Below are 12522 nucleotides of genomic sequence, written 5' to 3'. Positions count from 1 at the left end.
CATCGTTGGAGCATTGCCTTTATTATCTCTATCTTTGTCTGCTCTATCGCTCGTCGCTACTTTATAAGCCAAATAAAGCAGAAAAGTGCTTCCAAGGTAATTTAAAATGGATGTTGCCGTATGGGAATTATCTAAGACTTGTATCAGCCCTAATCCTAATAGGATAAGAATAGAGACAAACCCAACAGTAGCACCAAAAATATGGGGAATGGTTTTTACATACCCATGATTAGCACCAGTAATGGTAGCGAGAATATTTACCGGCCCAGGAGAGAGGGAGGTGATGAGTGCAAACATTGCCATTGCTAAAAATAAAGTCATAAGTTTTCTTTTTCATCCTTGAGTTCTTTATACAATAACTCATTAAATCGACATGAAGATTGTACAAAACTGTTTTTTATTAAGTCGATTATTGAAAATAAACGAAAAATCCGTGTTGATCTCAATGAATATTTTACATTTAATTAACAGTAGCAAGAGGGAGAATATTGTATGTTTACGGTCATATTTAAAAAGGAATGAAATTTATGTTTAAACTTACTCTCGCATTACTAAGCTCGGTTATTGGCTTTAATGCAGCAGCAGAGCCTGTAGTTAAACCGCTTCAATTTGAAGAAATCACGAATAATGTGTTTTTAGTTAAATCGTATCGTGAATTTAAAAACTTACAGAGCCCAAAGAAACCTATTTTGGTCGATGCTAATTCTTTAGTGTATGTTGATGGAAAGGATGCGTATTTGATTGATACGCCATGGAATGCGTCGAACATGCCTCAGTTGATGACGTGGATTGAAAACAGAGGATTAACATTAAAGAAAACGGTCTTTTCTCATTTTCATGAAGATCAAACTGGTGGTTTAGAATATCTGCAAGAACATCACTTTGAGACTTACGCGTCTGCATTAACGAACAAATTTTTGAAAGGTGATAACAAGAAAGCGACGAATCATCAATTTTCAGGTGATAATTTTGTGTTGTTAGAAAATAAGATTGAAGTTTTCTATCCGGGAGGAGGCCATACTAAAGATAATGCGGTGGTATGGTTACCAAAAGAAAAAGTATTACTTGGCGGCTGTTTAATGCGAGCAAATGAGGTGAATACGATAGGGTGGACTGGTGATGCCGATATGAAAGCATGGGCGGGGTCTGCTCAAAAAGTATTAACGAAATACCCTCAAGCAAATTTTGTTGTTCCTGGACACGGGAACGTTGGTGAAGGGACGAGTATTATTAGTCATACTGTCGATATTACCGGAAAAATTTAGTCAATCTTATGAAAAGGCATTTTGAGAAATAGTGCCTTTTTTGTATTTTGCATATCGACTTTTAATATTTTATTATCGTTTTGCGATAAAATTATATTGATTTGCGATAAAATTATATTGATTTGACATTGTTTGCACTGTATTGTCTGTGTATCAAATCAATAAGGTTATTCATTATGTCTAATATTCAAAAACAAAGTCGCCGCGCACGTATACTTTTTCAAGGATTTTTGGTTTTTACACCGATAGCTGTACTTTATTATTGGTTAACCATTGAAACTCAATATGATTTTCTTACCTCATTCGGAATTATTCAGACTACGATCGATGTTAATAGTTATACGCAATTACCACTAACGTTAACAACTCGTATGTTTGCCATCATCGTTAGTTTATTGTTATGCAGTGTTGTGATGTACGCTTTAAATGTATTAATTCATTTGTTTCGCAACTACGAGCGTAATGAAATTTTCTCGCTTGAGAATGCATTGAGTTATCAGAAATTAGGATATAGCTTGTTTTATTGGGTAGGGTTTTCTGTTATTTATGGTGCAGCAATGTCCGTGATTTTATCATTTAATAATCCTCCCGGTGAGCGCATATTAGCGATCAGTTTTGTTGGTATGGATTTTTTAACGTTACTATTTGGTTTTATTACGTTAATAATTTCATGGGTCATGAAAGAAGGGTATATTCTTGCTGATGAAAACGAGCATACAATTTAAGGATTCGTGATGACCATTCGTATAAATTTAGATGTCATGATGGCGAAGCGAAAAATGCGCCTAAAGCACTTGGCCCAAGAAGTTGGGATCACAGAAGCAAATTTGTCTATTTTAAAAAATGGGAAAGCAAAGGCTGTTCGTTTAGCGACATTAGATAAACTGTGTGAAATCCTTGAATGTCAGCCAGGCGATATATTGGAATATGTGGTGGACTTGGATAGAAAAACAACCGATTAATAATACCTTGGTTCTATTTAAGCCCTGTTTAGTGATTGCTAAACAGGGCTTTTTTAATTGGCTATTGTGAACTTTACTCTGAAGGGCTAAGAGATAAAGCACCAATGAAATCTAATTTACTCAATGGCACGCCTTCTTTTCGAAGTAAGTTGTACAGTGTGGTTTGATGAAAATACAGATTTGGTGTTGAGAATGAGGTAATGAAATTCTCAGCAGTAAACGGCATAGGTCGTTCTGGATAGTGGAAAATAACGGTTTCACCTGAGCGTGAATTGACCTCATTTTCTGTAATTTCACTCAACTCTTTTTGTGTATTTTTAAGTAATTCAATTAAGCCATTAAAATCAATTTCACCTAAAGGTGATGGAATATAAAAGTCACCGCTTAATACGGCTTTTGTTGCCCCAAGAGTATGCTTACAAATTGAACTTACTTGGAATGAAAGAGGAAGCATATCATTAACTAATTGAAGTCCCACAATGTCATTTTGCTCTCTATTTTGCGTTTCAAAATGGGATTTGGCTTTGGTCATTAAATGAATCGCAACATTGAGTGAATTTGAAAAAGGGGTGAGAGTGATGTCGGAAAGCATAGTCATGAAAATTCCTTTATTTATGACGAAAGAGATATCAATGTAGATAAATAGTAATCAATTTGCAAATACGGCAGTAAAAGATGCGCAATCCTTATTCTATTTACAATGCTTTGCTTCTTTGTTTATAAACGGCACAATAACGTAGGCCTAAGAATAACGGGCACATTTGTTAATAAGGATATTTTTGATGACAGTAACATTACGACAGCAGTGCCATACTCAACTTTCTGGTAATAAAGAGAACAAACCAGCCGATGAGTTTTTAAAAATGGCTGAGTGGTGTAGAGATAATGATATTCATCATGATGTGTACGGTGAAGGAGCATTAATTCAAGCCTTCGAACAAAAAGTCGCGGATCTATTGGGTTATGAGGCGGGCTTGTTTGTGATGACGGGTACCATGACTCAGCCCACGTTATTAGAAATGGTGTGCGAAGAGAAAAATAACAATATTGTTGCCATGCATGAAACCTGTCATATTTTTCGCCATGAACGTCAAGGCTATCAATTGCAAAATCGATTTAACGTTCTGCCTGTTGGTCATGTATTTCGAACGTGGAATGTTGATGATTTAAAAGCATGGCCGGATAAAATAGCGGCTGCGGTATATGAATTACCAATGAGAGAAATTGGAGGGCAATTGCCTTTATGGTCTGAACTGAAACGAATTAAGCAGCATTGCAAAGAAGAACAGATTCATTTGCATATGGATGGGGCGAGAATTTGGGAATGTGCGGCTTATTATGGCAAGTCATACCAAGAGATCGCTAAGGGTTTTGAAAGCACGTATGTCTCCTTGTACAAAGGAATTAATGGCTTAGGTGGTTCAATGCTACTTGGCAGTAAAGCCATGATTGAAAAAGCAGACATATGGATGAAACGCCAAGGTGGTAATGTTTATCACAAAACACCATATATTGTTTCTGCTGCCATGCAATTTGAGACGCGTATAAAAGCAATGCCTAGCTTATTTGAACGCACTAAGTCTGTGTATGAATTATTAAATAGTTACTCTCAATTTACGGTTAACCCAACGAAACCCAATGCGAATATGTTGCATTTATATCTTCCTTTAAGTTATGAGAAAGCCTCGATGATGCGTGATCAATTAGCGAGAGAGAAAGGAGTCTGGTTTGGTAATCCACAATACACGTCATTAGAGAATCAAGTTCAGATTGAGTGGTACATTGGCGATACGCTACTTGATATGCCCGATGAGGCATTAAAAAAACTTTTGGACTGGGTGGCAGAAAAAATAGAATTTTCCAATACTTAAAGTGAATCAAACTGGTTCATGTGATAGCGGCAAGATTTTTAACTGTTATTGTGTTTACATTGTGGTTTATTACTTATATATTGATTTGGTTACCACGATAAATGACTAGGATATATCCATGTTTTCTTCTACAGCCCCAAAATTTGCTGCTTTGTGCCAAATAGTGCTCGGTGCTGTGTCGCGTGTAACATCAACTATTATTGCGGTCATTCTAGTGATTATTAACTAGGCTGGCGGCACTTCCGTCAGCCAGGCTGACGGAGGACTTCTTAATTTTCTTCTTCTTTTTTCAGCCAATCTGACGGTCCACAATAAAGCTAATAGGGCACAGCCCAATAGCAATAAGGACTTGTACATTGAAAAAACACAACTTGCTTGCGATTGGTCTAATGACGTTTGCCATGTTCCTTGGTGCAGGAAACATCATATTTCCTCCTTTTCTTGGCCTTGAAGCAGGCACTCAATTCTTTCCAGCAATGCTCGGCTTTTTACTTACCGCGGTTGGACTTCCAGCATTAACGCTGATTGTTTTAGGGCGACTGAGTGACAGTGGTCAACTAACTCAAGCGTTACCGAAACCATTGGCGATTGCTTTTTGGGTATTACTTTTTATTGCAATTGGTCCTGCGTTTGGAATGCCACGAGCAGTAACGGTTGCGTATGAAATGGGAATCAAGCCTTTCTTTTCTGGTGATCATTTAATGCTTTTCTCGGTTATGTTTGTGGGAGCTACATTATTGTTGGCTTTCCAAAGAGGTAAGTTGGTGGATTACATTGGTAAAGTCATGACGCCACTGCTTGTTCTTATGCTAGCCGCGTTAGCGTTAGCGGCCATTATTACGCCATTAGGTGTTCTTGGTGATCCGAGTGCCAGTTATCAGAATAAAGCCATCACAAGCGGTTTGATCCAAGGTTACATGACAATGGATGCGATTGCGGCCGTTGGGTTTGGCTGGGTCATCATTAAAGCCATTCGTGATAAAGGGTGTGAATCACCAAAAGATGTTTTTCAAGCAACGCTTAAAGTCACGTTGATTTATGCGCTGCTAATGTCGGCGTGTTATTTAGCGATGGCTTATGTTGGTGCGACATCAACGTCTATTGCTGAAGGCGCAACCAATGGTGGTGAATTATTAACGCGTTATGTTGCTGAGATATTTGGTCCACTAGGTCAATACTTATTAGCAGGTATTATTATTATGGCGTGTTTAACGACGACGGTAGGGTTGACGAATGCGTGTGCTGAGTACAGCCAACAAACGTTCCGCACTCCGTTTGCGATTACCGCGATTATCGTTACAGCGATGACGGGCGTTGTTGCTAACTTCGGATTAGAGCAAATCTTGGCTATCAGCTTACCTGCTATACTCATATTATGTCCGGTGGCGATTGCTTTAGTATTAGCGGCGTGGTTTTTACCTACGACAAAACACAATACTATTTCATACGTTAGTGTTGTGATGATTAGCGTTGTATTTGGTGGGTTAGATGCACTGCATATTTTGGGTTTATTGTCTGATTCTTTATCTGCATCATTAACTCATTATATTCCTCTCTTTTCGGCTCATGCGAGTTGGTTTTTACCTGTAGTGATAACCGTATTTATTAGTCTATTACTAAACCGAAAATCGAGTGCATTAGAGTCATCGAACTAAGACTAGATAAAGGCAAATAAAGCGGTTAATAGATAAGATCCCTATGAGTTTACATTAGGGGTCATTCACTATTGAGAATGTGTTTAAATCGCTAATTTATGAGTTAATCGTTGGTTTAGTTAACATATCGTTACTTTCAAATGTTTATTGTAAATGCGTTTATTATCTTAATTGTTAATATTAACGATAGGGCTACAACCTAAATTTTTTCCTGCTTCTATGTGTATTTATAAGCTTTTAAAAATAGAATTTAGGGGGGATACTCGTGCTATTGAATGACTTTTTCTATAAGAGAAAGTGTTGAGTTGAAAGAGGTTAATGTGACAACAATAAAGAAAGGGCTACGTGCGGTTGCCATATTGGAAGCCAGTAAGGGGATAATCTCTCTATTGGTTGCTTTTGGGGTGCATGCTTTAGCGGGTCATAATTTACGCCATTTAGCTGAATTAATAGTGAGTCGTTTACACTTAAATCCGGCAAGTCATTTACCTAGTGTATTTATTGATGCTGCGAGTGGATTAACTGACGCTAAAATCATGTTATTTACCATTGCTGCGGTGGTGTATTCAATCATTCGACTTGTTGAAGCTTATGGACTATGGCGAGCACAAGTATGGACTGAATGGTTTGCTTTAGTCAGCGGGGCTATCTATATCCCTTTTGAACTTTATGAAATTATCTTCCGTACAAGTATTCTGAGTTTTGGTGCATTCATTATTAATATCATTGTTGTAGGATACATGGCTTATGTGATCCTCGATAAGAAAAAAGTCACGCCAATATCCTGATCGTTAATTTATCTTCAAATATGCACTGAATAAGTTTCGTCATAAATACAAAAATCCCCTTATTTGTTGAGAGTAAGGGGATTTTTGGTACTTATAGACTAGCGATTATAATGGAACGGATAATCCGGCTTGGAAGCTGTTCTTATCGGTGATTGGGTTTTCATCATTGTGAATATATTGAGTGTAAAATCCAATAGGCAATACATTCATTATTAAGGTATCAAAATGAAGCCCAACAACGCCTTGGTTAATCGCTACGTCACCCAGAGTATTTACATTTCCTAAATCATAACGTCGGTAAGAAAATTCAATCATCTCACGACGCAATGATATTGGGCCTTTGAAAGAATAAGCTGATAGGTTAATCACTTTTGATAGTTTTAACTCAGCCAAGCTAGCAGTTTCAGCAAAAGCATCGTCTTTAAGTGACGGCATAATAAAGCTACTAGGGTCGTTATTTATAAAATCACTGCCTTGTGTTAGCTCGACACCTCGACGCTCATATATCCCTGCTTTGTTTGTATCACTGCCTGAATACTTTCCTGATAGGTTAATGTAAAACTCAGAAGGTAAATCAGTGCCAAAAGATAAAGAAGCACCGTGAATCATGTCATGTCGATCTTGAACGCCATAAAGTGAAACCGCGGCTTCTTTGTTTAATAACCAGCTATTGCCGTAGTGTTCTGTACGAGATATATCTAACTGAGCAGATAAGGGTTCACGTTCATCTAATTTGTAATCTTGATAGAAATTACTAGAGATTTCCGCATTCCAAAACCCTGTTTGCAGGAAGGGCAAACGTAACTGAGCAGCAACCCCGCTACTGCGAGTCTGATCTTTTTGGATATTATTATCAGAGTAATTATCATTTAAGACATAATAAGCACGAACACCACCCATAATGAAAAATTGGTTATTGCTGAAACCAGCACCGATCAAATCACTGTATTCATCATCATTCATTGCCCAAAGGCTATAGGTGCTACGCTCTAGAGGATCAGTAAACTCAAACGTCGCGTTATAACGTAATTTTTGCTTACTATCACCGTTATCCTTTTTCTCAGTCACTGCGCCAACCGTTAACGCCCCTCGGCTGTAGTGAATATTGTTGAACAGCCCATAAGACGTATCGGTGTTGAGCTGTTTGTCTTCAAGGTTGGCTAATTTTTGCTGCTGTTGATCGGCTAGGCCACCTTTGTCATCCCAAAAAAGCTTAACTTGATAAGGCGCTTCTGCCGTTATCTCCATATTTTCAACAACATAATAATAGTCATCCGCAGAGATCGCTGTTGCTAGTACTTTGTCATCATTAATCAATCGAGCATCAATTACGTTGTCTGCACTAAGAACACGTTCAATTTCCCCGTCTTTAGTTCGATAAAGAGAGCTACCTGTTTCAGTGTTTGCGATAAAGTAAACTCTGCCTTGGCTATCCACATCTTTAACGATGGTATAGAAAGCGGGTAGGGTTAAGATCGCTTCTTTATTACGATATAACGTTCGATTATTACCTTTTTGGACAAAGTAATAGAGGTTGTCATTCTTAACTAAGACCGATGAATTAACTGCGCTATAAAACTTGTCGCCAACATAAAGTTGAGGTTGAACAAAAGACTCCGTGGTTTTGAAATACACGTCTTTTCCATCGCTCATATAGCCTTGATGAACTCGGCCTTCGCTGCCTTCTTTAATTTGAGCATCGTTATTAAATAAACCTTGAGTGGTACGCCAAACTGAAGTACGACGTCCTGAAACCGTATAGTATTTATCTTGGCTGTAATAGACTTTCCCCATATCTAAGCTGCTACTTTCTTTTTTTACTTCATTATTGGTTAAATCATAATGAACCAGAGTAGGGGCTCGAACAGCGGTCGGATTGGTTAAGAAAAGAATATTGCCTTGCTGGGTATTCAGTTCACCATAATATTTAGAGCGTGCAATGACCTTCCCTTGTGCTAATTGCATCTCTTTTGCCTCTTGGGTTTCTTTTTTAACCCATGCGGCAAAAGTGCTATCAAAATCTTCGCCAACGGTTTTCTTCATTGGTTTGTTAACTTGAAAAGGCCATAACCAATGCTGAGAGCGATTTTTGAAATACTTATTAGTGACATCTAGACCGTAAGTATCGGCGAGATAATATTGGTACTGAGAACCGAAAACATAAGTACTCTCTCCATACGGAAAGAAAAGCGTGTCGTTATAAAGGCGCTCTGGCGATAAGTTACCGGCTTTAGCGTGTACATGTGTCATCGCTCGGTATCGACCACTATAAAGTCGCCCCCCTTGACCATGCCAAGATTCATTTAAAACAGCGTTCCCCTCAAGCATAAAGCTTGAAGAGGTTGAGTTAGGTAATACAGCAGGAATAATACCAATCGGTCCAATAGACCCATTATGTAACACAGCAAACATAGACTTAGAGACTACGTTATCTTTCGCGTTCATTTGGTAATCATGAGCGGTTTCATGAAACAACAAGGTATCGAGCCAAGAGCTTGATGAGAAATAGTCGGGAAGTTGTGCTCCACCCATATAGTTGATTTGTCGGTTAAGCGGGAATTGAGTCGAAAAACCATTGGCAATTTGATTATAAGATGACATCAAGCCGACATTTAAACGGTCATCCATTTGATAGCCAAAGGTGTCCTCATAAGCTGGCTGTAATATGCTCTCAACACCTGCAGCATGTTCGGCGTGTTGTTTGTTTTCTTCTGTAAAAATAAGGCGAGTATTACGCACGTCTTGGGTGTAGTAATCCTGATCTTGAGCAACACCTGCTTGATTAGGCGTTACTAATGGCGCTGAATGCACAAGAGTTGGAACTGCAATCAATAACGTTAATCCAGTAAGGAATATCTTCATTTAAATTCTCTTAATATGTTTAAGGTTGCGTTATTTAACTATTGATTTAAACAAACGGTCGATGAAAAATTCAATGGAATGACATTGGGTGAGATAAATAAATTATAGGTCTATTTTTAACGTCATATTGTTATTCGAGTTGAAATAAAAAACGGGCAATCAAAAGTTCCCCGTTTTTATTCGTATCCTAGCCTAGTCAACAATCGTTATTATTAGAATTTGTAAGTTGCGCCAGCGTACAATGTACCAATTGTCATTGCGTAATCATCATCGATATTATTACTGCCAGAATCAACAACAAAGAGGTCGCCTTCATAAGCAACACGGAAGGCAAGGCCACCTAATGTTTTAGGTGTATATTCAACACCTGCACCATAGTGGAAAGAAGTACCGCTATCGCTATCAGAAAGTCCGTATGCTTTTCCTGATTGTTCTATTGAACCTAGGCCAGCAATAGCAAATGGTCTCCAACCGCTGTCAAAGGTATAACCTACGTTTGCGGCAAGTGATACAGAAGAATGCTCAACGGTTCCGTTAATAGGAGAATTATAATGGGTAAGTTTTAAATCACCGTATTTTGTATATTGCATTTCTACTGCAACAATGCGGTTAAACTGGTAGCCACCAATTAATTTAAAGGTAGAGTCATTATCATTAATGTTGGCTGCACCAAAGCCACCATCATCATCAAAATCAGTCGTACCAAAACCACCGCCTAAGTAAACGCCAGAGACATCATTTGTTGCGGCATTTGCGTATGAACAAGCAGACAGTAACGCTAATAATAGTATCGATTTTTTCATTTTGTTGTCCCGTATAAATCTAATAGGTAAAGTTAACTACATAGTAAATAGACGATGGAAATAAACTAAATGAGTTCCACACTAAATACAAATATGTGAATTTTGTTTGATTTATTATCTCAGTTTTAAAAAACAAAATTGGTTGATAACTAAATCTGTTGAAAGATGAAAGTTATTTAATCCGTTGTTTTATAAATAATTCGTAGATTTTCATTTCAAAGTTATAGTGAATCGTTGATTTGTATTCTTTTTTCGGTAGACTGGCATATTAGTAAGAAAAAACGTAACGAAATGTTCATTTTAATTACATTACATCTGATTTTGTTTTCAAATAAGCAAAATGACTCAATAGAATTAACTGTCGTTAGGCTCAAATGCAGAAAATCACAATTGCAAATTTGGTTTTAGAACCCGCGACAAGAAGGTTAAGTAATAATGCGGATGATGCAATTATACTTAGGCCTTTGCCTTATAACGTCTTCACATTATTGTTAGAGCAAAAAGGAAATTGCATCGATCGTGATGAACTGTTTGATGTTTGTTGGGAAGGGGCGATTGTTACCGATCAAGCCTTAACGAATGTTATCTCTGGATTAAGACGTAATCTTATCCAGTTAGAGGCTGAAGGCATTGCGATAAAAACCGTTAGTAAAGTAGGGTATTTACTGACCGTAGATGAAACCGTCGTTATGCAACCGGTAATTGAACCCCAAATTATACCGCCAGTTATTGATAATATCGAACCGAAAGCCGTTTTGGTGTCTCCTCAAGCTGAGGACCCCTTAATGGTTCATGATAATGTCGCAATCAGTAACGATGTGCCGGTGTTGCCGACGACTGAAGTCGGCCGTTCTCGCGTGCGATTATTAACAAAGCCTTCTTTGAAATCGGCATTAATCGCTTTTTGTTTATGCTCACTAATCGCCGCAGTGTGTTGGTATGAGAAAGCATCGTCCGTTCCTTATTTTTTAGTGAAAGAAAATTACAATCATTTTGAGATAAAAAATACAGATTTCTACATACTTAATAACACAAGAGGTAAAGATAATATTGAGGCTATTCAATCGGGTCTTGAGTCTTTAAATTTAGTTGAGTGTAATGCTGAAATTTATATCCGTATGTATGACTCTGTGTACGATGACGATACTTACTCATTGAAAGGGTACATTGTTGCAAAAAACAGCAACCGAAATAGTAATTATTCATTAAGTAAGTTTTCACATGAAAATTTACCAACCATTATTGCGAACGGCCTAAAAAGAGCGAAATTAATATGCGAATAGTAAATCTAGTTCTATTCTTAATTTTAATTGGAGCCGGTATTTATAAATGGATGCCAGAGAATACCGAGTTTTCTGGAACTCGTTGGTCTTGCAATGAATTGTCGACGGGCTTCACTTCAGCACCTTATGAAAAGTATCAAGAAATTCTTGAACGAGATTTATTTGATTTTGCTTCGTCTTCGAATTTAACACTCTATCAATCCGGGGAATTAGTGTTTAAAAACGGAGAGAGGGAAAAGTACGAATTGCTTTATGAATTAGGGTACAAAACGGTTGCTAAGAATAAAATATCACTGGTTTATAAGAAAATAGATTGGCATAGACAACCTAAGAATGCGCCTATTTTTATTCGAGATATTGAATCCCTAAAAGGATTTGAGTTTGATCTAAAATATATGATTGATGATGATCAATTGTATTTCCAGAATCGTATTAAAAATGAAGATAAGAATTTTGTCTGTTTTGCTTCTTAAATAAAAGAAGAGGTAGTTGTTAATTACCTCTCTTCCCTTATTATTTCACATCAAACGTCATCGAATACGCCATGCATCCAGTATGCTCATCCGCTTGTTCACTCTTCACTGAAAACCCCTGCTTTAAGTAGAATTGGTAACTGGCTTCGTTTTGTTTATAGACAGATAAGCTTAGTGCATTTCGTTGCTGTTTAGCGTGCGTCATTAATTGTTGCCCAATGCCATTGCCTTGATGTTCTGGAGAAACAAAAATAGCAGCAAGATGATTTTCATATAAAGAATAAAAACCGATGACGGCGTTATCTTTTTCACAAACATACGTTTCTGATGCTGGGATATAGATATTACGCATGTTTTCACATTGTGATTGCCAAAACTCTTCAGCCACAAAATCGTGCGCTTTAATTGATGCGTTAAGCCAAATGCTGAGCACTTGATTGATGTCTGTTGCATTGTATTTTCTGATCATAGTATTAATAAATTCCTATTTCGTATGTTGAAAAGAGTATGAATGAACAATGATGATTAGCATTGAATATTTACGACAGAATGCGTTATTT

General features: G+C 37.5%; 13 protein-coding genes. 8 read left to right on the top strand and 5 right to left on the bottom strand.

All coding sequences use genetic code 11. From position 1 onward, the window contains the following. Window positions 1-321 (bottom strand): LysE family translocator (locus AACV33_RS19115; protein WP_182700539.1); only part of this gene is annotated, 321 nt, incomplete at its 3' end. 206 nt (window positions 322-527) lie between these two features. On the opposite strand from AACV33_RS19115, the gene AACV33_RS19110 reads away from it, so the two are divergent. From AACV33_RS19110 to AACV33_RS19100, 3 genes are all read left to right on the top strand, one after another. Then, window positions 528-1265 carry a subclass B1 metallo-beta-lactamase ALI-1 gene (locus tag AACV33_RS19110; protein ID WP_026025287.1) on the top strand — a complete coding sequence of 246 codons (738 nt, stop codon included), beginning with the start codon at window positions 528-530 and terminating at the stop codon, window positions 1263-1265. Window positions 1266-1441: 176 nt separating this feature from the next. Continuing rightward, a complete protein-coding gene (locus AACV33_RS19105; RefSeq protein ID WP_065610691.1) occupies window positions 1442-1990 on the top strand; it encodes a DUF2975 domain-containing protein in 549 nt (182 codons plus the stop codon). Window positions 1991-1999: 9 nt separating this feature from the next. Next, entirely contained in the window at window positions 2000-2227 is a 228-nt protein-coding gene (locus tag AACV33_RS19100; protein ID WP_017020579.1) for a helix-turn-helix domain-containing protein, read from the top strand. Between the two features lie 73 nt (window positions 2228-2300). On the opposite strand, the gene AACV33_RS19095 is transcribed toward AACV33_RS19100, so the two are convergent. Then, window positions 2301-2825, bottom strand: a complete 525-nt coding sequence (locus AACV33_RS19095) for a DUF1993 domain-containing protein (RefSeq protein ID WP_017020578.1) — start codon at window positions 2823-2825, stop codon at window positions 2301-2303. Between the two features lie 184 nt (window positions 2826-3009). Here AACV33_RS19095 and AACV33_RS19090 point away from each other — a divergent pair, with 184 nt between their 5' ends. From AACV33_RS19090 to AACV33_RS19080, 3 genes are all read left to right on the top strand, one after another. Continuing rightward, window positions 3010-4098, top strand: a complete 1089-nt coding sequence (locus AACV33_RS19090) for a threonine aldolase family protein (RefSeq protein WP_065610689.1) — start codon at window positions 3010-3012, stop codon at window positions 4096-4098. Window positions 4099-4454: 356 nt separating this feature from the next. Beyond that, a complete protein-coding gene (brnQ, locus tag AACV33_RS19085; RefSeq protein ID WP_065610687.1) occupies window positions 4455-5753 on the top strand; it encodes a branched-chain amino acid transport system II carrier protein in 1299 nt (432 codons plus the stop codon). Window positions 5754-6028: 275 nt separating this feature from the next. Then, complete coding sequence (locus tag AACV33_RS19080; RefSeq protein ID WP_017020575.1) at window positions 6029-6541, top strand: DUF2127 domain-containing protein; 513 nt, start codon at window positions 6029-6031, stop codon at window positions 6539-6541. 105 nt (window positions 6542-6646) lie between these two features. Here the strand turns inward: AACV33_RS19080 and AACV33_RS19075 are convergent, their stop codons facing one another. Both AACV33_RS19075 and AACV33_RS19070 read right to left on the bottom strand, forming a co-directional pair. Continuing rightward, entirely contained in the window at window positions 6647-9403 is a 2757-nt protein-coding gene (locus AACV33_RS19075) for a hypothetical protein (RefSeq protein ID WP_065610685.1), read from the bottom strand. 212 nt (window positions 9404-9615) lie between these two features. Then, window positions 9616-10206: a porin family protein gene (locus tag AACV33_RS19070; RefSeq protein ID WP_023603076.1), complete on the bottom strand. Its 591-nt coding sequence runs from the start codon at window positions 10204-10206 to the stop codon at window positions 9616-9618. Window positions 10207-10580: 374 nt separating this feature from the next. On the opposite strand from AACV33_RS19070, the gene AACV33_RS19065 reads away from it, so the two are divergent. Both AACV33_RS19065 and AACV33_RS19060 read left to right on the top strand, forming a co-directional pair. After that, complete coding sequence (locus AACV33_RS19065; protein ID WP_182700538.1) at window positions 10581-11489, top strand: winged helix-turn-helix domain-containing protein; 909 nt, start codon at window positions 10581-10583, stop codon at window positions 11487-11489. Further along, window positions 11480-11962 (top strand): hypothetical protein, encoded by a 483-nt coding sequence (locus tag AACV33_RS19060; RefSeq protein WP_017020571.1) that lies wholly within the window; start codon window positions 11480-11482, stop codon window positions 11960-11962. The genes AACV33_RS19065 and AACV33_RS19060 overlap by 10 nt, the downstream gene beginning before the upstream one ends. Before the next feature lie 40 nt (window positions 11963-12002). On the opposite strand, the gene AACV33_RS19055 is transcribed toward AACV33_RS19060, so the two are convergent. Next, complete coding sequence (locus AACV33_RS19055; protein ID WP_017020570.1) at window positions 12003-12431, bottom strand: N-acetyltransferase; 429 nt, start codon at window positions 12429-12431, stop codon at window positions 12003-12005. Window positions 12432-12522 lie beyond the last annotated feature (91 nt).

Source organism: Aliivibrio sp. SR45-2 (assembly GCF_963890165.1).
GTDB classification, from domain to species: domain Bacteria; phylum Pseudomonadota; class Gammaproteobacteria; order Enterobacterales; family Vibrionaceae; genus Aliivibrio; species Aliivibrio salmonicida.
Note: the sequence above shows the minus strand (reverse complement) of the source record. Positions and strands in the feature narration are given on the sequence as shown.

Bases quoted from the DNA above. Each gene is read 5' to 3' on its own strand.
- AACV33_RS19110 (WP_026025287.1), top strand. From the start codon at position 528: ATGTTTAAACTTACTCTCGCATTACTAAGCTCGGTTATTGGCTTTAAT.
- AACV33_RS19105 (WP_065610691.1), top strand. From the start codon at position 1,442: ATGTCTAATATTCAAAAACAAAGTCGCCGCGCACGTATACTTTTTCAA.
- AACV33_RS19100 (WP_017020579.1), top strand. From the start codon at position 2,000: ATGACCATTCGTATAAATTTAGATGTCATGATGGCGAAGCGAAAAATG.
- AACV33_RS19095 (WP_017020578.1), bottom strand. From the start codon at position 2,825: ATGACTATGCTTTCCGACATCACTCTCACCCCTTTTTCAAATTCACTC.
- AACV33_RS19090 (WP_065610689.1), top strand. From the start codon at position 3,010: ATGACAGTAACATTACGACAGCAGTGCCATACTCAACTTTCTGGTAAT.
- AACV33_RS19080 (WP_017020575.1), top strand. From the start codon at position 6,029: ATGACTTTTTCTATAAGAGAAAGTGTTGAGTTGAAAGAGGTTAATGTG.
- AACV33_RS19075 (WP_065610685.1), bottom strand. From the start codon at position 9,403: ATGAAGATATTCCTTACTGGATTAACGTTATTGATTGCAGTTCCAACT.
- AACV33_RS19070 (WP_023603076.1), bottom strand. From the start codon at position 10,206: ATGAAAAAATCGATACTATTATTAGCGTTACTGTCTGCTTGTTCATAC.
- AACV33_RS19065 (WP_182700538.1), top strand. From the start codon at position 10,581: ATGCAGAAAATCACAATTGCAAATTTGGTTTTAGAACCCGCGACAAGA.
- AACV33_RS19060 (WP_017020571.1), top strand. From the start codon at position 11,480: ATGCGAATAGTAAATCTAGTTCTATTCTTAATTTTAATTGGAGCCGGT.
- AACV33_RS19055 (WP_017020570.1), bottom strand. From the start codon at position 12,431: ATGATCAGAAAATACAATGCAACAGACATCAATCAAGTGCTCAGCATT.